We start from the raw sequence: 20,861 nt of genomic DNA on the forward strand, positions 1-20,861 counted from the left end.
TGGACCTCACGCTTCTCTTTCGATAGCAAACATGATCCCCAGACGTTCCGCGTCCTTCGGCTTCGCCGTGCTCGCGCTGGCCTTTCTGGCGGCGCTAGCGGGTGGCTGGTGGGCGCAAGCGCAGTGGCGCGCCGCCCAGGGCGAGGTCGCGGCGCTGCAGCGCGAAGTGGTCTCCACGCAGGAGCAGTTGCTGGGCTATACGCGCTACACCACCTACCTCACCGCCGGCCAGAACACGCTGGCCGAGCAGATGAAGCTGCTGACGGCGACCGTGGTGCGCGAGGAAGGCGCCACGCAGATCGTGGAGAAGTCGGTGCTCGGCCTGCAGTCCACGGGCGTGGTCGCCATCTGGTACACGGCCGAATACGCCTTCGGCTACGACCTGCGCCCCGGCAGCTACACGCTCCAGGCCACGCCCCAGGGGCTGCAGGTGCATCTGGCGCGCCCCACCCTGGTGGCCACGCCGGCCGTGAGCCATCTACGCCACCGCGTGCTCTCGGGCGGGCTCTTCACCGACGAGCAGGCTGCCATCGTGGCGCTGCAGCAGGAAGCCGCCCGCCGCGCCCTGGCCCAGGGCGAGGCGATGGCGGCCGAGCCCGCCGTGCTGGCGCTCTGCGAAAAGAGCCTCACCACCTTTCTGGCCGACTTCCTCGCGCGCCAGCCGGGCGTGAAGGCGGTACCGCGCATCACCGTGGTCTATCGCTGATCCCCACCCCAGGGCCGGACTCCCCGCGGCCAGGCACGCGTGGGGACATGGCGGCAGCCCTGGGCACACCGGGCCGCCGCCCCGTAACATGCAGGCCCGTCCATCGCCAGGACGATCCCCTGGAGTCATCGACCCGTGCTGTTCCGCTTCTTCGAAAAATGCGTCCCCCCCTACCCCGCCGGCGAGCCCGCTGTGCCGCCCCAGGACTTCATGGCCTTCGTCTGGGCCGGAACGCGCGGGCTGCGGGGCTACGTCATCGCGATGACGGGCCTCTCGGCCGCGATCGCGGTGTACGAGGCACTGCTCTTCGCCGTATTGGGCCGGCTGGTGGACTGGATCAGCGACGTGCCAGCCGCGCGCTTCTGGGAAGAACGCGGCACGCTGCTGATGTGGGTGGTCGGCATGCTCGTGGCCAGCATTGCCCTGGTTGCGTTGCAGACCAGCGTCAAGCACCAGGCCCTGGCCATCAACTTCCCGCTGCGGCTGCGCTGGAACTTCCACCGGCTGATGCTCGGCCAGAGCATGGCCTTCTATGCCGACGAGTTCGCCGGCCGCATCACCACCAAGATCATGCAGACGGCGCTCGCCGTGCGCGACATGATCTTCACGACCACCGACGTGGTCGTGGGCATGGGTGTCTATCTCTTCACCATCCTCGCGCTGGCTGCGGGCTTCGAGGTGCGGCTGCTGCTGCCTTTCCTCGCCTGGATCGTTTGCTACGGCCTGGCCTGCTGGTACTTCGTGCCGCGGCTGGGCCGCATCGGCAAGGCGCAGGCGGATGCGCGCTCGGTGATGACCGGGCGCATCACCGACGCGTACACCAACATCGCCACCGTCAAGCTGTTCTCGCACACCCGGCGCGAGGCTGAATTCGCCCGCTCTGCCATGGATGCCTTCAAGCAGACGGGTTATGCGCAGATGCGGCTCGTGAGCCAGTTCGAGATCGTCAACCACATCCTCGTGGTGGCGATGATCCTGGGTGCCTGCGGCACGGCTCTCTGGCTCTGGTCGCAGGGCCAGGTGGGCGCGGGCGCGGTGGCCGCCGTCACCGCCATGGCGCTGCGCGTCTCGGGCCACGCCCACTGGGTGATGTGGGAGATGACCACTCTCTTCGAAAGCGTGGGCACCATCCAGGACGGCATCAACACCCTGACGCGCCCGCGCACCGTGCTGGACGCCCCCGATGCCCGCCCGCTGGCCGTGGCCCGCGGCGAGGTGCGCTTCGAGAACGTGCGCTTCGGCTACCAGAACGGACGACCGGTCATCGACGATCTGAACCTGACCATCCGCCCGGGCGAGAAGATCGGACTGATCGGCCGCTCCGGCGCGGGCAAGTCCACGCTGGTCAACCTGCTGCTGCGCTTTCACGACCTGCAAGGCGGGCGCATCCTGATCGACGGGCAGGACATCGCCCATGTCACGCAGGACAGCCTGCGCCAACACATCGGCATGGTCACGCAGGACACATCCCTGCTGCACCGCTCCATGCGCGACAACATTCTCTACGGGCGGCCGGACGCCACAGACGCGCAGATGCATGCGGCCGCACGCCGCGCTGAGGCGGAGGACTTCATCCAGACCCTGACCGACCTGCACGGCCGCAGCGGCTACGACGCTCACGTGGGCGAGCGCGGCGTGAAGCTCTCCGGGGGCCAGCGCCAGCGGGTGGCGATCGCCCGCGTGATGCTCAAGGACGCGCCCATCCTGCTGCTCGACGAAGCCACCAGCGCGCTCGACTCCGAAGTGGAAGCCGCCATCCAGCAAAGCCTCGACGGGCTGATGCAGGGCAAGACCGTGATCGCCATTGCCCACCGCCTGTCCACCATCGCGGCGATGGACCGGCTCATCGTGCTGGATGCGGGCCGCATCATCGAAGAAGGCACGCACGCGCAGCTGCTGGCGCGCGGGGGCGTCTATGCACGGCTCTGGGGCCACCAGAGCGGGGGCTTCCTCGGGGAGACGGAGGACGACGGCGCCCAGGGCTGAGCCGCGTGACCTGTCGGCATCGGATGACACGCAGGCCCGCGCCCCGCCTGCGAACCAGCCCCGGGGTGGCCGCAAAGAATGCACGCAGGCATCTCGCCACCCCCGGCCGACACTGCGCCGGGGCACACCCCAACAAACAAGGACGCCACCATGTCGATCTCCCTGCTGCTGCTCATCATCCTGATCCTGATCCTGGTCGGCGTGCTCCCCACCTGGGGCCACAGCCGCTCGTGGGGCTACGGTCCCAGCGGCGGCATCGGCCTGGTCGTGGTGATCCTGCTGGTGCTGCTGCTCATGGGCAGGATCTGACCGCGCGCCGCCCTGCGGCGCGCCCTCCACTTGCGGCGCCTTCGGGCGCCGTTTTCATTGGTGATGCACCCCACGGCGCATGTCGGCCGATCCAGGATCTGTGCTCGCCGCAGTTCCACCCCGAAGAATGCGGCTTTGCCCTACGCGTTTGGGGCTGTCACGCGTTAGAAACGGGTGGTTACGAAGCCTACAATGAAATCAGCAGTGCCACAGGCCGACAGGCCCCGAAGCACCGTCCCTGGCAAGACGGCGCGAACGCCGCAGCCCATGTTGATCTCTCACATCTATATGAACCAGCACATCCAAGACATCCTGCGCAACGAGGACCCTGCAGCCCTGCTTCAGCGCTGGCTTGAGGAAGCCCGCAAGGGGGATTCCAACGTAGGTCGCAGCGCCCAGTCGGAGGCGTCGGAGATCCTGCAGGCGCTGAACGGGGCGTTGCAGAACGGGGCAGACCCCGAGCGCTTCGGCAGCTCCCCCGCCTGGAGCCCGGTGCAGCAGGCCCTGGCCGACTTCTCCCGTTCGCGCGCCGCGCAAGGCCAGAGCGCCGGCGCGACCAGCGTGTTCGTGCTGGCGCTCAAGCGCCCCTTCTTCTCTTCGCTGCAAAAGCAGCTTGCGGCCAGCCCGGATGCCCTGGTGGATGCTCTCTGGGCGGTCACCCTGCTGGTGGACCAGATGGCCCAGCACACGGTCACCACCTTCCAGCAGGCACGCGAAGACATCATCGCGCGCCAGCAAGAGGAACTGCTTGAACTCTCCACGCCCGTGGTGAAGCTGTGGGAAGGCGTGCTCGCCGTGCCCATGATCGGCACGCTGGATAGCAACCGCACGCAGGTGGTCATGGAAACGCTGTTGCAGCGCATCGTGGAAACCGAGGCCGAGCTCGCCATCATCGACATCACCGGAGTGCCGACCGTGGACACGCTGGTCGCGCAGCATCTGCTCAAGACCGTCACCGCCATCCGGCTGATGGGCGCCGACTGCATCATCAGCGGCATCCGCCCCCAGATCGCGCAAACCATCGTGCATCTGGGCATCGACCTGGATGGCATCGGCACCAAGGCCACACTGGCCGATGCCCTGCGCCTGGCGCTGCACCGCACCGGCTGGCAAGTTGCCCGCCGCGCGGACTGATACGAGCCGCCGATGGACCGCGTTCCAATCCTTCGCATGGGCAAGACCCTGCTGGTCACCATCCAGGTGGACATGCAGGACCAGACCGCCCTGGCTCTGCAGGACGACCTGGCAGAGCGCATCGCCAAGACGGGCGCGACCGGCGTGATGATCGACATCTCCGCTCTTGAGATCGTCGATTCCTTCGTCGGCCGCATGCTCGCCAGTATCTCGGGAATTGCCCGCATCCTCTCGGCGCACACGGTGGTGGTCGGCATGCAGCCGGCCGTGGCCATCACGCTGGTGGAGCTGGGCCTTTCGCTCGACGGCGTGAAGACCGCGCTCAACGTGGAGCGCGGCATGGCCGTGCTGCGCCGCGCCGAGGAGGCCGATCTTGGCACCCGCTGACCGCAGCGGAACGCTCCCGCTCGAATCCGAACAGCACATCGTCGCGAGCCGGCAGATGGTGCGCAGCCTCTGCCAGGCGCTCAAGCTCTCGCTGGTGGACCAGACCAAGATGGTCACTGCCGCCAGCGAGCTCTCGCGTAACACGCTGATCCACGGAGGCGGGGGCAGCATGCGCTGGGAATGGGTCGAATCGGGTGCGCGCCAGGGCCTGCGCCTGCACTTCGAGGACGAAGGCCCCGGCATCGTGGATGTCGGCATGGCCATGACCGACGGCTATACCACCAAGAAGGGCATGGGCCTGGGGCTGCCTGGCAGCAAGCGGCTGGTCAATGAGTTCCATATCGACACGGCCCCCGGCCAGGGCACCCGCGTGAGCATCACCAAGTGGAAGTGATCACCGGCTGGACGCACCGCAGCTTTCCCGTCACCGATGCAAGTTGCGTCGGGGAGGCGCGCCGCCATTGCACGAGAACCATCGCGGACTGGGGCTGGAGCGAAGTCGAGGCGGGCCAGCTCTCGCTGATCGTGACCGAGCTGGGCTCCAACCTCATGCGCCACGCGGTGGGCGGCCAGCTATGGATCGCCTTCAACCCTGCATGGCAGGAAGTCGAAGTCATCGCACTCGACCGCGGCCCCGGCATGCCCGACGTGCAGCACTCGCTGACGGATGGCGTGTCCACCGGCTCCGGCTCACCCGGCACCGGCCTGGGCGCCGTGCGCCGCATGGCGAGCGACTTCGACGTGCAGTCGACCCCGGCCGGCACGCTGGTGCTGGCGCGCATGCGGCCGGAAGGCGTGCCCCGTCCCACGATAGGCAACCGCCTCGGAGCGGTGTGCCTGCCCGCCCCGGGCGAAACGCAGTGCGGCGACGGCTGGGCCCTGGCCGAACAGGAGGGCGAAGTCGCCGTGCTGATCAGCGACGGCCTGGGCCACGGCCCGGAGGCTGCGGCCGCATCCCGAGCGGCGCTGGCGGCTTTCGCCCGCACGCCATTCACGCCCCTGCCCGCGCTGATGGCACAAGTCCATCAGGCCATGCAGGGCACCCGAGGCGGCGCCGTGTTCGCCGCGCACATGCCGGCGCGTGCCGCCCTGAGTTACAGCGGAGCCGGCAATATTCTGGGGCGCGTGCTCTCCGGCGTGTTTGACCAGGGCCTCATCACCGCGCATGGCACGGCTGGCGTACAGATGCGCCGCACGGAAGCCAGCACCCACGCACTCGCGCCACATGCCCTGGTACTGCTGCACACCGACGGCGTGGCATCGCGCTGGCCTTCCGCCCCGCTCGTGGCATTGCTGCCGCGCAATCCCACGCTGCTGGCCGCGGCGCTGGCCTGGACGCACACGCGGGGCCGCGACGACACCACCGTGGTGGTACTGAAACAAGAGGAACCCGCGTGACCGACAACCATCCTCCCGGCGGCGCGGCCTATGCGCAGCTGCGCGAGCAGCTGGAGCACAGCCGTGCGGAAGCCGATGCCCTGCGTGCCGAGCTGGAAGAGACCAACCGCGGCGTGGTCGCCCTCTATGCCGACCTGGACCAGCAGGCCGAGCAGTTGCGGCAAGCGACGGAACTCAAAAGCCGCTTTCTCTCCTACATGAGCCATGAGTTCCGCACGCCCATCGGTGCCATCCGCAGCATCACCCGGCTGCTGCTCGACCGGGTGGATGGGCCCCTCACGCCCGAGCAGGAACTGCAGGTGCGCTTCGTACAGACCACTGCGGAAGAGTTCGCCGACATGGTGGACGACCTGCTGGACCTGGCCCGCATCGAGGCCGGGCGGCTTGACATCTCCGCCGAATGGTTCGAGATGGTGGACCTTTTCTCCGCCTTGCGTGGCATGTTCAAGCCCGTTCTGGGCAATGCCCGGCTGAACCTGGTGTTCGAGGAGGCCGAAGGGCTGCCGCGCCTCTACACCGACGACCGCAAGCTCTCGCAGATCCTGCGCAACTTCATCTCCAACGCGCTCAAGTTCACGGCGCAAGGCGAAGTGCGCGTGTCGGTGCGCCTGCTGGAAGGCGGCGAACGCGTGCGCTTTGCCGTATCGGATACCGGCATCGGCATCGCACAGGAGCACATCGCTTCGCTGTTCGACGACTTCTCCCAGGTGGATTCGCCCGTGCAGCGCCACTTGCGCGGCTCCGGCCTCGGGCTGGCGCTGTCGCGCCAACTCGCCACCCTGCTGGGCGGTTCGGTGGACGTGCGCAGTACGCTGGGCGAAGGCTCCGAGTTCTCTGTCACCTTGCCCGTGCGCCTGCCCCAGACCGCAACGGCCGAGGGCGAAGCGCCCGGATCGGCCCATGAGGCGGGCGCCGTACACATCGATGCGACCGACTCCACCAGTGCCATGGAACCCAGCGCTCCTGCCTCTGGCCCTGCCGCATCCGCGCCCCGTTGACGCTGAAAGCCATGCCGCACTCCGGAATCATCGCCCCCACCATCGACCGCAGCCGCCACACCGTGCTGGTGGTCGATGACAACCCCGCAACGCGCTACTCGACCGCACGGGTCATCCGCGCGGCCGGATTCCTGACCGAAGAGGCCGATAGCGGTGGCGCGGCGCTGGCCCTCGCCGGCACCGGCATCGCCGCGGTGGTGCTCGACGTCCATCTGCCCGACATGAGTGGCTTCGACGTCTGCCGCGCGCTGCGCGGCGACCCGCGCACCACCTTCATGCCCATCGTCCATCTGTCAGCCGCTTATGTGCAGAGCGAGCATCGGGTGGCGGGCCTGAATGCCGGCGCCGACGCTTACATGGTGCATCCCGTCGAGCCGCCCCTGCTGATCGCCACGCTGCAGGCGCTGATCCGCGCGCGGCTGGCCGAAGACAAGCTGCGCAGCAGCCAGAACCGCTTCCGCGCGATCTACGACCATGCGCCTGTCGCCATGATGTTGATCGACGACCGCGGCGTGTTCACCGACGTGAACCCCGCCGCCGCCGCCCTGCTCCAGCGCCCGGCCGAGAGTCTCATCGGCACTCCCGTCGCTGCCTTGGCAGCCCCCGTCTGGCGGGAATTCGTGCAGGAACTCACCTGCGCCCTCACGGCCACCGCCTGGCATGGCGAGCTGCCCCTGCTGCGCGGGGACGGGCATCAGTTGCCTTTGGACTGGAGCATGTCCGAACCCGTGGAGCCGGGCGTGCGCGTCGGCATCGCCAAGGACCTGACCGAACGCATCGAGCTGGAACGCCGTCGCGAAGAGGTGCTTGAACGCGAACAGGCCGCACGCGTGCTGGCCGAGCGCCACAGCCGCACCAAGGACGACTTCGTCGCCGTGCTCTCGCACGAGCTGCGCACGCCGCTCACCCTCATCACCGGCTGGGCGCACATGCTCAAGCGCCCCGGGGTCACGCCCGACACTCTGGCACGGGGCATCAGCGCCATCGAACGCGGTGTGCAGGCGCAAAGCCGCATCATTTCGGACATCCTCGACGTCTCCCGCCTTGCCTCGGGCAAGCTGCGGCTGCACCGTGAATGGGCCGACCCGGTCGAACTCGCGCTGATCTCGCTCGATGCGGTGCGCGAGACCGCCGATGCGAAGAAGATCGCCATCGTGCTCGAACGCCACAACGCCGGCACTCCCGCCTGGCTGGACGCCACTCGCTTCCAGCAGATCATCTGGAACCTGGTCACCAACTCCATCAAATTCTCGGAAGCCGGTAGCACCGTGCGCATCGCACTGGCCCGCGACGGGGACGAACTCTCGGTGGTGGTGCAGGATGAAGGCATGGGAATCTCCCCCGAATTCCTGCCTCACCTGTTCGGCCGCTTCACGCAGAGCGGGCCGCCCAACAACCGCACCCATGGCGGGCTCGGGCTGGGCCTTTCCATCGTCAAGCACCTGGTCGAACTGCACGGCGGCCAGATCCAGGCCGAAAGTGCCGGGCCGGGCCAGGGCAGCACCATGCGTGCCCGCCTGCTGGTGGAGCCCGACGAGCACAGCCACGCGGCGGACACGGGTGCCGCGAGCGACAGCGCGCTGAACGGCGAAGGCAACCAGCGCCGGCTGGAGGACAAGGACATCCTGGTGGTCGAAGACAACGCGGACACCAGCGAGATGTTGGGCATCGTGCTCAGCGACCAGGGCGCACGCGTGCGCTCGGTCGAAACCTACGACGCCGCGCTGCAGGAACTGGACCGCCAATGGCCCGACTTGCTGGTGAGCGACATCGGCCTGCCGGGCAAGGACGGCTACCAGCTGATCGCCGCCATACGCGAACGTGAAACCGCCACAGGCCGCACGGACCGATTACGCGCCGTCGCCCTCACCGCCTTCGCGCGCCCGCAGGACCGGGAACGGGCCCTGGCCGCCGGCTTCGATGCCCACCTGGGCAAGCCGCTGCAGCCGCATCTGCTGCTGCAGCTGCTGGCGTGATGCCTGCCGGGGGGGCCCGGCAGGCACGACGGCCCAGCGCGGCGGGGCACCAATGAAATAAGCCGCCAGCGCTCTGAAATCAAGCGCTGGAAGCTATGAACTTCATAGCAACTTGAATCAACCGGCCCGCTCCGCCCGCCGGCGCACGAACTGGTAGGCCACGGCCAGCAGCACGAACCAGGCGGGCGTGGCCACCAGCGCCTGACGGGTATCGGCCTCGAACGAGAGCAGCACCATCACCCCGGCGAAGAAGGCCAGGCACACGCAGCACAAGGCGACGCCGCCGGGCATCTTGTACTGGGACGCCTCATGCAGCGCTGCACGACCGCGGCGGTAGGCGATATAGGACAGCAGGATCAGCGACCACACGAACATGTAGAGGATGGCCGACACGGTCGTCACCAGCGTGAACGCCTCCACCAGATCGGGCACCACCCACATCAGGAACGCGCCCAGCAGCAGGCAGGCGCACGAGAACAGCAGCCCGCGCGAAGGCACGCTGCTGCTCGAAAGACGCGCGAAGGACCGGGGTGCATCGCCCTTGAGCGCCAGGCCGAAGAGCATGCGGCTGGTGGAGAACACGCCGCTGTTGGCCGAAGAGGCCGCCGAGGTCAGCACCACGAAGTTGATGACGCCCGCCGCCGCCGGCAGGCCGGCCAGCACGAACAGCTCCACGAACGGGCTCTTGCCCGGCACCACCTCGCGCCAGGGCGTCACGGACATGATGGCGACCAGCGCCAGCACGTAGAACACGATGATGCGCAGCGGAATGGAGTTGATCGCGCGCGGCAGCGTGCGCTCCGGGTCCTTGGCCTCGGCGGCCGTCGTGCCCACCAGCTCGATGCCCGCGAACGCGAAGATCGCGATCTGGAAGCCCGCGAAGAAGCCCATGACGCCGTGCGGGAACATGCCGCCGTCGTTCCACAGATGGGCCAGCGTGGCCGTATGGCCGCCGGGCGACTGGAAGGACGTGCCCACCATGTACATGCCCGTGCCCACCAGCGCCACGATGGCGACGATCTTGACCATGGCGAACCAGAACTCGACTTCGCCGAAGAGCTTCACCGTCAGCAGGTTGAGCGAAAGCAGCAGGCCCACGCAGCCCAGCGCAGGCGCCCACTGCGGCAGATGGGGGAACCAGAACTGCGTGTAGGCGGAGATGGCGATCACATCAGCGATGCCGGTCACGATCCAGCAGAACCAGTAGGTCCAGCCCGTGAAGAAGCCCGCCCAGGGGCCGAGCAGATCGGCCGAGAAGTCGATGAACGACCTGTACTCCAGATTGGACAGCAGCAGCTCGCCCATGGCCCGCATGACAAAGAACAGCACCATGCCGATGATGGCGTACACGAACACGATGGAAGGGCCGGCCAGGCTGATCGTCTTGCCCGAACCCATGAAGAGGCCGGTGCCGATGGCACCGCCGATGGCGATGAGCTGGATGTGGCGGTTGGTGAGGTTGCGCTGCAGGTCGTCGTGACCGTGCGAGCCCGGGCCGGCTGGCGGGGCTGGGTGTGTCATGGAAAAAACTCCGGGGGAAAACAGGCTAGAAAGAGAAGGCCGCGCGCAGATCGCTCAATCAATCATTCGGCGGCTCGGATCGCGAACAGGCCAGGGCCTGGAAACAGAGGGCGCGATCATAGGCGCTCAGAAGGCCCTTCACGGCGTTTATGGCGCCCGCGAGCGCACCCCAAGGGCTCCGAGCGCTCGATTGACGGATCGGGCCTCGTGGCCCGATCCAGCGACATGGAGGCATTGCAGCAGGGACTATCAGCGGCCGTGCAGCAGCTGCAGAACCTCCCCGTTCCTCTGCCCCACCTCTTTCAGAAACGCCCACACCGCCTGCATCCGCGCCTGGTGCTTGGACTCCCCCGGCATGCTCATCCAGAACGTGCGCGTGAAGCGGGCTTCCTCCGGCAGCACCCGCGCCAGCACCGGGTCCCGGTCCGCCATGAAGGCCGGCAGCACGGCCAGGCCGGCGCCGGCGCGCACGGCCTCGTACTGCGCGGTGATGCTGGTGCTGCGCAGGGCGAAGCGCTCGGGCGGATGCAGCGCGTCGAGGAACTGCAGTTCCTTGGTGAACAGCAGGTCGTCCACATAGCTCACGAAGGCGTGGTGGCGCAGATCGTCGCGCGTGCGGATCAGCGGGCGGCGGGCCAGGTATTCGCGCTGGCCGTAAAGGCGCAGCGTGTAGTCGGCCAGCCGGGTGACGATGACCGAGCCGCGCGTGGGCCGCTCCAGCGAGATGACGATGTCGGCCTCGCGCCGGCTCAGGTGGAGCATTCGAGGCAGGGCCAGCAGGTCGATGGTCAGGCCGGGGTGCTTTTGCGTGAGCTGGGCCAGGTGGGGGGCGAGGATGAGCGTGCCGAAGCCTTCCGTGGCGCCCACCCGCACCACGCCCGTGGGGCCGCCGCCCGCAGCGGGCACGGCGCGCTCCACGCCCAGCACGGCGGTTTCCATGGCCTCGGCCGCCGGCAGCAGCTGGCGGCCGGCTTCGGTCAGGCGATGGCCGCCGGCCTCGCGGGCGAACAGCGCAGTGCCCAGCTGCTTTTCCAGCGCCTGGATGCGGCGCGCGACCGTGGTGTGCTCCACGCCGGTGCGGCGCGCCGCGGCGGCCAGGGTGCCGCTGCGGGAGAGTTCGAGGAAGTAGCGGAGGTTGTCCCAGTCCATGCCGTTGTGTGTCCCGATTTGGTTTGGAGGTGGGCCGTGCAATTTTGCAAGGCCGACGTGCGCAATTGTCTATTGCTTCCGCAATTTCGCACAGATAGGATGGCCCGCATGCTGGCGCTGCACGCAGCCGGCGCAACGAGAACCACCAGGAGACAACGACCCATGAACGCACCCCAGTCCACCGCCGTGCTGGCGCCCACCGTCAAGCTGCTGATCGGCGGCCAGTTCGTCGAATCCAAGACCACGCAGTGGCGCAATGTGGTCAACCCCGCCACGCAGGAGGTGCTGGCGCGGGTGCCCTTCGCGACGCCCGATGAGATCGACGCGGCGGTGGCCTCCGCCCAGGAGGCTTTCAAGACCTGGAAGAAGACGCCCATCGGCGCCCGGGCGCGCATCTTTCTCAAGCTGCAGCAGCTGATCCGCGAGAACATGGCCGAGCTGGCCGCACTGCTGACGGCCGAACAGGGCAAGACCCTGCCCGATGCCGAGGGCGACGTGTTCCGCGGCCTGGAGGTGGTGGAGCACGCCAGTGCCATCGGCAACCTGCAGCTGGGCGAACTGGCCAACAACGTGGCCGGCGGGGTCGATACCTACACGCTGATGCAGCCGCTGGGTGTGTGCGCGGGCATCACGCCGTTCAACTTCCCGGCCATGATCCCGCTCTGGATGTTTCCCATGGCCATCGCCACGGGCAACACCTTCGTGCTCAAGCCCTCCGAGCAGGACCCGATGGTGACCATGCGCCTGTGCGAGCTGGCGCTCGAAGCCGGCATTCCGCCCGGCGTGCTGAACGTGGTGCACGGCGGCGAGGATGCGGTGAATGCCATCTGCGACCACCCCGACATCAAGGCCATCAGCTTCGTGGGCTCGACCAAGGTCGGCACGCACGTCTACAACCGCGCCAGCCTCAACGGCAAGCGCGTGCAGTGCATGATGGGCGCGAAGAACCACGCCATCGTGCTGCCCGACGCGAACAAGGAGCAGACGCTCAACGCCCTGGCGGGCGCCGCCTTCGGCGCGGCCGGCCAGCGCTGCATGGCGCTGTCGGTGGTGGTGCTGGTGGGCGAGGCCCAGCAGTGGATTCCCGATCTGGTCGCCAAGGCCAAGACGCTCAAGGTCAACGCCGGCACCGAGAAAGGCACGGACGTGGGCCCGCTCGTTTCCTGCGCCGCCCGCGAGCGCGTGGAGGGCCTGATCGAACGCGGCATCGCCGATGGCGCCACACTCGAGCTGGACGGCCGCAAGCCCCAGGTGGCGGGCTTCGAGAAGGGCAACTTCGTCGGCCCGACCGTCTTCAGCGGCGTGAAACCGGGCATGAGCATCTACGACCAGGAAATCTTCGGCCCGGTGCTGTGCCTGGCGGCAGCGGCCGACATCGACGAAGCGATCGAATTCATCAACGCCAACCCGAACGGCAACGGCACGGCCATCTTCACGCAGTCGGGCGCGGCGGCGCGCAAGTTCCAGGAAGAGATCGACGTGGGCCAGGTCGGCATCAACGTGCCGATCCCCGTGCCCGTACCGCTTTTCTCGTTCTCGGGCTCGCGCGCCTCCAAGCTGGGCGACCTGGGCCCTTACGGCAAACAGGTGGTGCTGTTCTACACGCAGACCAAGACGGTGACGGCGCGGTGGTTCGACGACAGCACGATCGGCCAGGGCGTGAACACCACGATCAGCTTGAAGTGACATCCTGAATGGAGTGACATCCCCCTGAGGCGCTGCGCGCCTTCCCCCTTCTCTCGCGCTGGCGCGCGGGAAGGGGGACGCAGCCAGCGCGGCGGGGCGGCCCTTGCGCGGCTGCCGCTGGCCTGGGCCGCGCCGGTATCTGGCGCAGTGGTACAAGCGAAGGATGGAACCTTTCAAGATCACGCGACGACTTGCACGGAGTGCCCGGACTGCAAGCACCCTCGCATTCCTGCTGGGCAGCACCGGTGCGCAAGCCCAGGCCGGTGCGGCGTGCGATCCGAAGGGCACCGTGGCGGAGACGAATGCCTGTGCATTGCAGGCCTGGCAGCAGGCGGACACGGCCATCGCGATCCTGTATGGCGACGTGATGCGGGCGCTGGCGGCGCACGAGCGGCCGCAGCTGCGGCAGGAGCAGTCGGCTTGGCAGCGCGAGCGCATCACGCGGTGCAAGCAGGCTACGCGGGGCTCGGAAGCCCAGCCCGAGGGGCCGCGCCTCTACCACGAGTGCCTCACGGCGGAGACCGTGGCGCGGCGCCAGGGCCTGATGCGCTGGCTGACGCTGGAGCACCCCGCGGCCCGGCCGCAGTGAGCCCCGACCGGATGAGCGGACAGAACAACGAAGAGCCAGAGAGACAAGCACCATGGATTTCGAGCTGACCGAAGAGCAACGCGCCTTTGCCGACACCGCCCGCGAATTCGCCCGGGCCGAACTCGCGCCGCATGCCGCGCACTGGGACGAGGAAGGCATCTTCCCGCGCGAGGCCATCGCCAAGGCCGGCGCGCTGGGCTTTTGCGCCCTCTACGCGCCCGAGAACGCGGGCGGCCTCGCCCTGCCCCGGCTGGACGCCACGCTGGTGTTCGAGGAAATGGCGGCGGTCGATCCATCGACTACCGCCTTCATCACCATCCACAACATGGCGACGTGGATGCTGGGCACCTGGGCCACGCCCGCGGTGCGCGCGCACTGGGGCCCGCAGCTCACCACGGGCGAGAAGCTCGCCAGCTACTGCCTGACGGAGCCCGGCGCGGGGTCCGACGCGGCCTCGCTCAAGACCCGGGCCGAGCGGGTGGGCAACGAATACGTCATCAACGGCGCCAAGGCCTTCATCAGCGGCGCGGGCGCCACCGACGTGCTGGTGCTCATGGCCCGCACCGGCGCACCCGATTCCGGCTCCAGCGGCATCAGCGCCTTCGCCGTGCCGGCCGACACGCCCGGCATTCACTACGGCAAGAAGGAACAGAAGATGGGCTGGAACAGCCAGCCCACACGCACCATCAGCTTCGACAACGTGCGCATCCCGGCCGACCACCTGCTGGGCGCCGAGGGCGAAGGCTTCAAGATCGCCATGAAGGGCCTGGACGGCGGCCGCATCAACATCGCCACCTGCTCGGTGGGCGCGGCCCAGGGGGCGCTGGGGCATGCCCAGCAGTACATGCAGGACCGCAAGCAGTTCGGCAAGGCGCTGGCGAGCTTCCAGGCGCTGCAGTTCAAGCTGGCCGACATGGCGACCGAGCTGGTCGCGGCGCGGCAGATGGTGCGGCTGGCGGCCGCCAAGCTGGATGCCGGCGCGCGCGACGCCTCCACCTACTGCGCCATGGCCAAGCGCTTCGCCACCGACGCGGGCTTCAACGTGGTGAACGAAGCACTGCAGCTGCACGGCGGCTACGGCTATATCCGCGAATACCCGCTGGAGCGGCTGCTGCGCGACGCGCGGGTGCACCAGATCCTGGAAGGCACGAACGAGATCATGCGGGTCATCATCGCCCGGCGCATGCTCGACGGCGACGCACCGCAGGTCATCCGCTAGGTCATTGCTATTCTTATGATAGCTGCATGCCATTGATGTACCTGGGCCACCAGCCTATAAGGCACTCAGACCACCATGCCCGCACGCCCCCTGGCCGACGACACCCTGCACCTCATCGACGCCGTACGCAACGCACTGGCGGCGCAGCCCCTGCCCGGCGGCGTCGAGGCCGAAGAACGCCGCATGTTCGGCTGCTGGTGCTTCTTCGTCGATGGCAAGCTCTGCCTGGGCGTGAAGGGCACCGACCTGCTGGTGCGCTTGCCGCCCGAGCGGCATGCCGAATTCCAGGAAATGCAGGGCACGCGCGAGCTCTCGCCCGGCGGCGGCATGCAGGGCTATTTCTGGGTGGAACCTGCGGGCTACGTGACCCGGGCGCAGTGGCACTTCTGGCTGGAAGAGGCGCTGGCCTTCAACCCACGCGCCAAGGCATCGCCTCGGCGCCGAAAGCCGGCAGCAGCACCCGAACCCGCGGCCAGCGCAGCGCCGGCCTGCCCCGGCAAGCGGCACAGCATCTTCGAGGCGGACGACGACTGACAGCGGACGGCTGACGATCCCGGCCATTTCGGGCGCCAGCACCCGTAACGCCTCAGCCAGCAGCTATCAATACAAGAGCAAATCCATCCACATACCAAAGGAGACGACACCATGAAAATCGGATTCATCGGCCTGGGCAACATGGGCGGCCCCATGGCACTGAACCTGCACAAGGCGGGCCACGACGTGGGCGCGTTCGATCTGTCCAAGCCCGCCTGCGACAAGCTCGCGGCCGACGGCGTGCGCATCAGCGCCGACGCCGGGGACTGCGTGGCCGGCGTGGACGTGGTCATCAGCATGCTGCCTGCCAGCGCCCACGTGGAAGCGCTCTACCTGGGCCAGGGCGGGCAACCCGGCCTGCTGCCCCAGCTGCCGGCTGGCACGCTGGTGATCGACTGCTCGACGATCGCCGCGGCCACCTCCCGCAAGGTGGCCGACGCGGCCCGGGCCCGGGGCGTGGGCTTCATCGACGCGCCGGTCTCGGGCGGAACGGGCGGCGCCATCGCCGGTACGCTGACCTTCATGGTGGGCGGCGAAGCGGCCGACCTGGAGCGTGCCCGCCCGGTGCTGGAGAAGATGGGCGCCAACATCTTCCACGCCGGCGCCGTGGGCGCGGGCCAGACGGCCAAGATCTGCAACAACATGCTGCTGGGCATCCTGATGGCCGGCACCAGCGAAGCCATCGCCCTGGGCGTGGCCAATGGGCTGGATGCCAAGGTGCTCAGCGAGATCATGCGCCGCAGCTCCGGCGGCAACTGGGCGCTGGAGAAGTACAACCCCTGGCCGGGCGTGATGGAGGCCGCCCCCGCCAGCCGGCAATACGCGGGCGGCTTCGGCACCGACCTGATGCTCAAGGACCTGGGCCTGGCGCAAGAGAACGCCATGGCCGTCAAGGCGGCCACGCCGCTGGGCGGGCTGGCGCGGAACCTGTACGCATCGCACAGCCTGGCCGGGCATGGCGCGCTGGATTTTTCCAGCATCGTCTTCTCCGTGCAGAAGCCCAAGAAACCGGCCTGACCGCCGACTGGGCTTCGCCAGAGCCGATCCCTGCGATCGCGCACGGCGATGGCCTGCCTGACAGCCGGGGGCCGGCGCGGGCGGGAATGTAGGCTTAACATGGCCGGCGCCCGCCGCTGCCACGACGCTCGCTGCCTTGTGGCTGCACAGCCCAGCCGCCCGAATCGCCCTGCTTTGCGCCCATGCATCCCTCCACGCCCTCTTCTCCGCCCTCACCCGCTGCACCGCCGGGCTCCGCCGGTGCCAACTCCGCCGCGCTGCTGCCTTCCTCCGAAGAGCGCCCCGTGCCCCGTTCGCTCGGCGAGCTCTTCTGGTCCTTCACCTGGCTGGCGCTGCAAGGTTTCGGCGGCGTACTGGCCGTGGTGCAGCGCGAGGTGGTCGAGAAAAAACGCTGGATGACGAACGAGGAGTTCGTCGAGGACTGGGCCGTAGCCCAGATCCTGCCCGGGCCCAACGTGGTCAACCTCTCGATCATGATCGGCGACCGGCATTTCGGGCTGCGCGGCGCGCTGGTGGCCGTCGCCGGCATGCTCACGCTGCCCCTCTTGGTGGTGCTGGCGCTCGCCATGGTCTATGCCAGCTTTTCCTCAATGCCCGCCGTGGCCGGCGCGCTGCGCGGCATGGGTGCGGTGGCGGCGGGTCTGGTGGCTGGCGTGGGCTGCAAGCTGGCCGCGCCGCTGGTGCGCCACCCGCTCGGGCCGTGGGCCTGCGGCGCCATCGCGCTCGCGGCTTTTGCCGCCATGGCGCTGCTGCGCGTGCCGCTGGCGTGGATTCTTCTCGTCATCGGCGGTGCAGCCTGCGTGCTGACCTGGCGCCGGCTGCAAGCGCCCCGCCCATGACGCCGCTCGCGCTCCATCTGCAGCCGGCCGACTGGCTGCAACTGTTCGTCTATTACCTCTCGCTCTCGCTCCTGGCCGTGGGCGGGGCGATCTCCACCGCGCCCGACATGCACCGCCACCTCGTCGGCCAGCAGGGGTGGCTCACCGATCCGCAATTCAGCGCCTCCATCGCCATCGCCCAGGCCGCGCCGGGGCCGAACGTGCTCTTCATCGCCCTGCTGGGCTGGAATGTGGGCCTGAACGCGGGCGGCCCGGGCGCCGCGGGCTGGGCCTGGGGCACGCTGGGCGTGCTGCTGTGCATGGCCGGCATCATGCTGCCCAGCAGCCTGCTGACCTGGGCCGCCACCCGCTGGGCGCACCGCAACCGCGAACGGCGGGCCGTGCGCGCCTTCAAGCAGGGCATGGCGCCGCTGGTGGTCGGCCTGATGCTGGCGACGGCCTGGGTGCTGGCCAGCGCCCACGGCAGCCTGGAGCACGACTGGCGCCTCTGGTGCCTGACGGCCATCTCCATGCTGCTGGTCTGGCGCACACGGCTGCACCTGTTGTGGCTGCTGGGCGCAGGCGCGGTGTTGGGAGCGCTGGGTTGGGTCTGACCCTGCCGCGCATTACCGCAGCGCACCCCGGGTCCATGGGTGCGGGGCAACGAAGGGCCCATCCCTTTGCTGGAGGCGGATGCGCTGGAAGCCTTGACCCAGGCCAGCGCCGAAGAGCCCGAGCCACCGGCCTGATGGCTCAAGGCCCGGGCGCGTGCGTGGCCGTGCCTCAGCCGCCGCGCTGGCGCAGCGCCTCGTAGAGGCACACGCCGCTGGCCACCGACACGTTCAGGCTCTCCACCCCGCCCTTCATGGGAATGGACACCAGCTCGTCGCAGGTCTTGCGGGTGAGCTGGCGCATGCCGTCGCCTTCGGCGCCCAGCACCAGGGCCACGGGGCCCTTCAGGTCCACCTGGTAGATGCTCTTGGTGGCGTCACCGCTGGTGCCGATGCACCAGATGTTGCGTTCCTTGAGCTCGCCCAGCGTGCGCGCCAGGTTGGTCACCATGAAATACGGCACCGTGTCGGCTGCGCCGCTCGCCACCTTGGCCACGGTGGCGTTCAGGCCCACGGCATGGTCCTTGGGGGCGATGACGGCATGCGCGCCCGCACCGTCGGCCACACGCAGGCAGGCGCCCAGGTTGTGGGGGTCGGTCACGCCGTCGAGCACCAGCAGCAGCGGCTGCTCGATGCCGGCGGCTTCCAGATCTTCGAGCAGCTCGTCGAGCGAAGTCGCTTGCTTGAGCGCCTCCACCCGCGCCGCCACGCCCTGGTGGCCGTGGCTGCCGGCCAGCTTGGCGATGCGCTCGCTGTCGGCCTCGATCAGGCGCGCACCGGACTCGCGGGCACGGTCGAGGAACTGGCGCATGCGGGCATCGCGGCGCGTGGCCTCGTAGTAGATCTCGATGATGGATTGGGGCGCGGTCTTCAGGCGCACGCCGACGGCGTGAAAGCCGAAGAGGACTTTGGGGCTGGACATGGGGCGATTATCCCCGGCGCCTGAGCCTCGGCCGGGAAACTATCAAATCCATAGCGCACCGCGCAGGATTTGCGGGCGCTCGCCGCGCGAAAGGGCTCAGAACGTCTTCACGATCTCAGCCTTCGGAGAGCCGCCCGGCGTCAATGGTGATGCGCCGCTCACACTGTGCCGCGATGCCCCGGTCGTGCGTGACCAGCACCAGGGTCGTGCCCAGCTCGCGGTTGAGGTCGAACATCAGCCGCATGATGGTCTCGCCGGTGGCGAAGTCCAGGCTGCCGGTGGGCTCGTCGGCCAGCAGCACCGCCGGCTGCACCACGAAGGCCCGCGCCAGCGCCACGCGCTGCTGTTCGCCGCCCGAGAGCACGCGCGGATAGTGCGAGAGCCGCTGGCCCAGGCCCACCCGGCCCAGCATCTCGGCCGCCAGCGCGCGGGCGTCGCGGCGCTCGGTCAGCTCCAGCGGCAGCATCACGTTCTCCAGCGCCGTCAGGTTGGCCATCAGCTGGAAGCTCTGGAAGACAAAGCCCAGCTTGCGGGCGCGCAGCGCGGCGCGGGCGTCTTCGTCAATAGCGAAGAGGTCCTGCCCGTCGAGCCGCACGGTGCCGCTGGTGGGCGTGTCCAGGCCCGCGATGATCGACAGCAGCGTGCTCTTGCCCGAGCCCGAGGCCCCCACGATGGCGGCCGTTTCCCTCGGCGCCAGGCGGAAATCGATATCCCGCAGAATGTCGAGCGTGCCCGTCGAATCCGTCACCGACTTGACCACATGCTCCACCGCGATGATGGGCGTGCCGGGCGGCGACGAGGAAGCGGGCAATGGCGATGAGTCGGACATGAAAGGGCTTTGGCTGTGATGCAAGTGGAACGTCGGCGTGACTTTATCGCGGCAGCGGCACTGGCCGCCGCCGCAGGGCTTTGTGCCGCCCCCGCGCTCGCCCAGGCGCCAGCGCCAGCGGCCCCTGCTGCGGCCGGCCCGGTGATCCTGGTGGTGGGCGATTCGCTTAGCGCCGAATACGGCCTGGCCCGCGGAACGGGCTGGGTGGCGCTGCTGGAAAAGAAACTGGCGGCCGAAAAAATCGCGGCGCGCGTGGTGAACGCCAGCGTGAGCGGCGACACCACCTCCGGCGGCCGTTCGCGCCTGCCCGCGCTGCTGGCGCAGCACAAGCCGGCCGTGGTGGTGATCGAGCTGGGCGGCAACGACGCGCTGCGTGGCCTGCCTTTGAAGAACACCGAAGACAATCTGGCCTGGATGGCACGGGAATCGACCCAAGCGGGCGCCCGGGTGCTGCTGGTGGGCATGCAGGTGCCGCCCAATTACGGCGGCGACTACGCGCGCAAGTTCGGCGCGGTGTTTCCTGCCGTGGCCAAGGCCGAGAAGACGGGGCTGGTGCCCTTCCTGCTGAGCGGCGTGGCCGATGCGCGGGACCCGACCCGGCTGTTTCAGGCCGACCGGATCCATCCGCTTGCGGAGGCCCATCCGATCATGCTGGCCAATGTGTGGCCCGGCTTGAAGAAGCTGCTGCCGCGCTGAGCGGTGTGCGCGGCGGAAGAAGAACGCAAAAGAAGAAAAGAAAACCGTGGGCCGGCGCGCCTGCGCTCGGGTGGAACCGGGCCGCAGGCCGGGCCCCGCAGCTCAGGCCCGCAGCGCGGCGCCTGACGCGGAACCTGTCAGGTATCAGCCGCCCACAGGCGTGCCGGTGCCGTCTTGCGCGGGGTTGTTGAGCGCGCCGTCATCAGCGCCGCTGCCCGACCCGCCGTGGGGGTGGTCATCGGTCTTGCGCTGGGACTTGGCCTGGAGTTTTTCCTCTTTCTTCTTTTTCTTGGCCAGCTCGCGCTGGCGTTTTTCGTATCCGTAGTTGGGTGTAGCCAAGGGGGCTCCTCTTTCTCATGAAGTGATCTAGTTGACG

The 20,861-nt window shown here is 68.6% G+C and carries 22 protein-coding genes; 17 read left to right on the forward strand and 5 right to left on the reverse strand.

All coding sequences use genetic code 11. The features are described from left to right. The first annotated feature begins 31 nt into the window (after window positions 1-31). From AC3A84_RS08545 to AC3A84_RS08585, 9 genes are all read left to right on the forward strand, one after another. Window positions 32-706, forward strand: coding sequence for a hypothetical protein (locus AC3A84_RS08545; RefSeq protein WP_487969168.1), 675 nt, complete (start codon window positions 32-34; stop codon window positions 704-706). Window positions 707-844: 138 nt separating this feature from the next. After that, window positions 845-2,692 (forward strand): ABC transporter ATP-binding protein, encoded by a 1,848-nt coding sequence (locus AC3A84_RS08550; protein WP_487969328.1) that lies wholly within the window; start codon window positions 845-847, stop codon window positions 2,690-2,692. 150 nt (window positions 2,693-2,842) lie between these two features. Beyond that, complete coding sequence (locus tag AC3A84_RS08555) at window positions 2,843-3,001, forward strand: DUF3309 family protein (protein WP_092939462.1); 159 nt, start codon at window positions 2,843-2,845, stop codon at window positions 2,999-3,001. Between the two features lie 267 nt (window positions 3,002-3,268). Next, complete coding sequence (locus AC3A84_RS08560; protein WP_487969169.1) at window positions 3,269-4,135, forward strand: STAS domain-containing protein; 867 nt, start codon at window positions 3,269-3,271, stop codon at window positions 4,133-4,135. Window positions 4,136-4,147: 12 nt separating this feature from the next. Next, complete coding sequence (locus AC3A84_RS08565) at window positions 4,148-4,522, forward strand: STAS domain-containing protein (protein ID WP_486157936.1); 375 nt, start codon at window positions 4,148-4,150, stop codon at window positions 4,520-4,522. Then, window positions 4,509-4,916 (forward strand): anti-sigma regulatory factor, encoded by a 408-nt coding sequence (locus tag AC3A84_RS08570; protein ID WP_487969170.1) that lies wholly within the window; start codon window positions 4,509-4,511, stop codon window positions 4,914-4,916. Before AC3A84_RS08565 ends, AC3A84_RS08570 begins: the two co-directional genes overlap by 14 nt. After that, the gene (locus tag AC3A84_RS08575) at window positions 4,907-5,920 is read left to right on the forward strand and encodes an ATP-binding protein (RefSeq protein ID WP_487969171.1); all 1,014 of its coding nucleotides are present in this window, start codon (window positions 4,907-4,909) and stop codon (window positions 5,918-5,920) included. The genes AC3A84_RS08570 and AC3A84_RS08575 overlap by 10 nt, the downstream gene beginning before the upstream one ends. Then, window positions 5,917-6,918 carry a sensor histidine kinase gene (locus tag AC3A84_RS08580; protein WP_487969172.1) on the forward strand — a complete coding sequence of 334 codons (1,002 nt, stop codon included), beginning with the start codon at window positions 5,917-5,919 and terminating at the stop codon, window positions 6,916-6,918. Before AC3A84_RS08575 ends, AC3A84_RS08580 begins: the two co-directional genes overlap by 4 nt. A gap of 11 nt (window positions 6,919-6,929) precedes the next feature. Continuing rightward, a complete protein-coding gene (locus AC3A84_RS08585) occupies window positions 6,930-8,894 on the forward strand; it encodes a hybrid sensor histidine kinase/response regulator (protein WP_487969173.1) in 1,965 nt (654 codons plus the stop codon). Between the two features lie 117 nt (window positions 8,895-9,011). On the opposite strand, the gene cycA is transcribed toward AC3A84_RS08585, so the two are convergent. After that, complete coding sequence (gene cycA / locus AC3A84_RS08590) at window positions 9,012-10,415, reverse strand: D-serine/D-alanine/glycine transporter (protein ID WP_487969174.1); 1,404 nt, start codon at window positions 10,413-10,415, stop codon at window positions 9,012-9,014. A 249-nt stretch (window positions 10,416-10,664) separates the two neighbouring features. After that, window positions 10,665-11,564, reverse strand: a complete 900-nt coding sequence (locus AC3A84_RS08595; protein ID WP_487969175.1) for a LysR family transcriptional regulator — start codon at window positions 11,562-11,564, stop codon at window positions 10,665-10,667. A 162-nt stretch (window positions 11,565-11,726) separates the two neighbouring features. On the opposite strand from AC3A84_RS08595, the gene AC3A84_RS08600 reads away from it, so the two are divergent. From AC3A84_RS08600 to AC3A84_RS08630, 7 genes are all read left to right on the forward strand, one after another. Next, the gene (locus AC3A84_RS08600) at window positions 11,727-13,250 is read left to right on the forward strand and encodes a CoA-acylating methylmalonate-semialdehyde dehydrogenase (RefSeq protein WP_487969176.1); all 1,524 of its coding nucleotides are present in this window, start codon (window positions 11,727-11,729) and stop codon (window positions 13,248-13,250) included. Window positions 13,251-13,413: 163 nt separating this feature from the next. After that, a complete protein-coding gene (locus tag AC3A84_RS08605) occupies window positions 13,414-13,839 on the forward strand; it encodes a lysozyme inhibitor LprI family protein (RefSeq protein ID WP_487969177.1) in 426 nt (141 codons plus the stop codon). Between the two features lie 52 nt (window positions 13,840-13,891). Further along, window positions 13,892-15,058: an acyl-CoA dehydrogenase family protein gene (locus AC3A84_RS08610; protein ID WP_487969178.1), complete on the forward strand. Its 1,167-nt coding sequence runs from the start codon at window positions 13,892-13,894 to the stop codon at window positions 15,056-15,058. A gap of 75 nt (window positions 15,059-15,133) precedes the next feature. Next, window positions 15,134-15,592 (forward strand): TfoX/Sxy family protein, encoded by a 459-nt coding sequence (locus tag AC3A84_RS08615; protein ID WP_487969179.1) that lies wholly within the window; start codon window positions 15,134-15,136, stop codon window positions 15,590-15,592. A gap of 111 nt (window positions 15,593-15,703) precedes the next feature. Beyond that, window positions 15,704-16,609 (forward strand): 3-hydroxyisobutyrate dehydrogenase, encoded by a 906-nt coding sequence (mmsB, locus tag AC3A84_RS08620; protein WP_487969180.1) that lies wholly within the window; start codon window positions 15,704-15,706, stop codon window positions 16,607-16,609. Window positions 16,610-16,791: 182 nt separating this feature from the next. Further along, entirely contained in the window at window positions 16,792-17,448 is a 657-nt protein-coding gene (locus AC3A84_RS08625) for a chromate transporter (RefSeq protein WP_487969181.1), read from the forward strand. Then, a complete protein-coding gene (locus AC3A84_RS08630; protein ID WP_487969182.1) occupies window positions 17,445-18,041 on the forward strand; it encodes a chromate transporter in 597 nt (198 codons plus the stop codon). The genes AC3A84_RS08625 and AC3A84_RS08630 overlap by 4 nt, the downstream gene beginning before the upstream one ends. 169 nt (window positions 18,042-18,210) lie before the next feature. Here the strand turns inward: AC3A84_RS08630 and rlmB are convergent, their stop codons facing one another. Both rlmB and AC3A84_RS08640 read right to left on the reverse strand, forming a co-directional pair. Continuing rightward, the gene (rlmB, locus tag AC3A84_RS08635; protein WP_092939478.1) at window positions 18,211-18,960 is read right to left on the reverse strand and encodes a 23S rRNA (guanosine(2251)-2'-O)-methyltransferase RlmB; all 750 of its coding nucleotides are present in this window, start codon (window positions 18,958-18,960) and stop codon (window positions 18,211-18,213) included. A 115-nt stretch (window positions 18,961-19,075) separates the two neighbouring features. After that, on the reverse strand, window positions 19,076-19,789 hold the full coding sequence (locus tag AC3A84_RS08640; protein ID WP_487969183.1) for an ABC transporter ATP-binding protein: 714 nt from the start codon (window positions 19,787-19,789) through the stop codon (window positions 19,076-19,078). A gap of 18 nt (window positions 19,790-19,807) precedes the next feature. Between AC3A84_RS08640 and AC3A84_RS08645 the strand changes: the two genes are divergently transcribed. Then, the gene (locus tag AC3A84_RS08645; protein WP_487969184.1) at window positions 19,808-20,485 is read left to right on the forward strand and encodes an arylesterase; all 678 of its coding nucleotides are present in this window, start codon (window positions 19,808-19,810) and stop codon (window positions 20,483-20,485) included. A gap of 144 nt (window positions 20,486-20,629) precedes the next feature. Here the strand turns inward: AC3A84_RS08645 and AC3A84_RS08650 are convergent, their stop codons facing one another. Continuing rightward, window positions 20,630-20,824, reverse strand: a complete 195-nt coding sequence (locus AC3A84_RS08650; protein WP_487969185.1) for a hypothetical protein — start codon at window positions 20,822-20,824, stop codon at window positions 20,630-20,632. Between the last annotated feature and the right edge of the window lie 37 nt (window positions 20,825-20,861).

It is taken from the genome of Paracidovorax sp., from assembly GCF_057642795.1.

Excerpts from the sequence above, each read along its gene's own strand:
- mmsB (WP_487969180.1), top strand. The coding sequence starts at position 15,704 with ATGAAAATCGGATTCATCGGCCTGGGCAACATGGGCGGCCCCATGGCA.
- AC3A84_RS08615 (WP_487969179.1), top strand. The coding sequence starts at position 15,134 with ATGCCCGCACGCCCCCTGGCCGACGACACCCTGCACCTCATCGACGCC.
- AC3A84_RS08605 (WP_487969177.1), top strand. The coding sequence starts at position 13,414 with ATGGAACCTTTCAAGATCACGCGACGACTTGCACGGAGTGCCCGGACT.
- AC3A84_RS08600 (WP_487969176.1), top strand. The coding sequence starts at position 11,727 with ATGAACGCACCCCAGTCCACCGCCGTGCTGGCGCCCACCGTCAAGCTG.
- AC3A84_RS08630 (WP_487969182.1), top strand. The coding sequence starts at position 17,445 with ATGACGCCGCTCGCGCTCCATCTGCAGCCGGCCGACTGGCTGCAACTG.
- AC3A84_RS08640 (WP_487969183.1), bottom strand. The coding sequence starts at position 19,789 with ATGTCCGACTCATCGCCATTGCCCGCTTCCTCGTCGCCGCCCGGCACG.
- AC3A84_RS08585 (WP_487969173.1), top strand. The coding sequence starts at position 6,930 with ATGCCGCACTCCGGAATCATCGCCCCCACCATCGACCGCAGCCGCCAC.
- rlmB (WP_092939478.1), bottom strand. The coding sequence starts at position 18,960 with ATGTCCAGCCCCAAAGTCCTCTTCGGCTTTCACGCCGTCGGCGTGCGC.
- AC3A84_RS08545 (WP_487969168.1), top strand. The coding sequence starts at position 32 with ATGATCCCCAGACGTTCCGCGTCCTTCGGCTTCGCCGTGCTCGCGCTG.
- AC3A84_RS08565 (WP_486157936.1), top strand. The coding sequence starts at position 4,148 with ATGGACCGCGTTCCAATCCTTCGCATGGGCAAGACCCTGCTGGTCACC.
- cycA (WP_487969174.1), bottom strand. The coding sequence starts at position 10,415 with ATGACACACCCAGCCCCGCCAGCCGGCCCGGGCTCGCACGGTCACGAC.
- AC3A84_RS08560 (WP_487969169.1), top strand. The coding sequence starts at position 3,269 with ATGTTGATCTCTCACATCTATATGAACCAGCACATCCAAGACATCCTG.
- AC3A84_RS08625 (WP_487969181.1), top strand. The coding sequence starts at position 16,792 with ATGCATCCCTCCACGCCCTCTTCTCCGCCCTCACCCGCTGCACCGCCG.
- AC3A84_RS08610 (WP_487969178.1), top strand. The coding sequence starts at position 13,892 with ATGGATTTCGAGCTGACCGAAGAGCAACGCGCCTTTGCCGACACCGCC.
- AC3A84_RS08645 (WP_487969184.1), top strand. The coding sequence starts at position 19,808 with ATGCAAGTGGAACGTCGGCGTGACTTTATCGCGGCAGCGGCACTGGCC.
- AC3A84_RS08555 (WP_092939462.1), top strand. The coding sequence starts at position 2,843 with ATGTCGATCTCCCTGCTGCTGCTCATCATCCTGATCCTGATCCTGGTC.
- AC3A84_RS08595 (WP_487969175.1), bottom strand. The coding sequence starts at position 11,564 with ATGGACTGGGACAACCTCCGCTACTTCCTCGAACTCTCCCGCAGCGGC.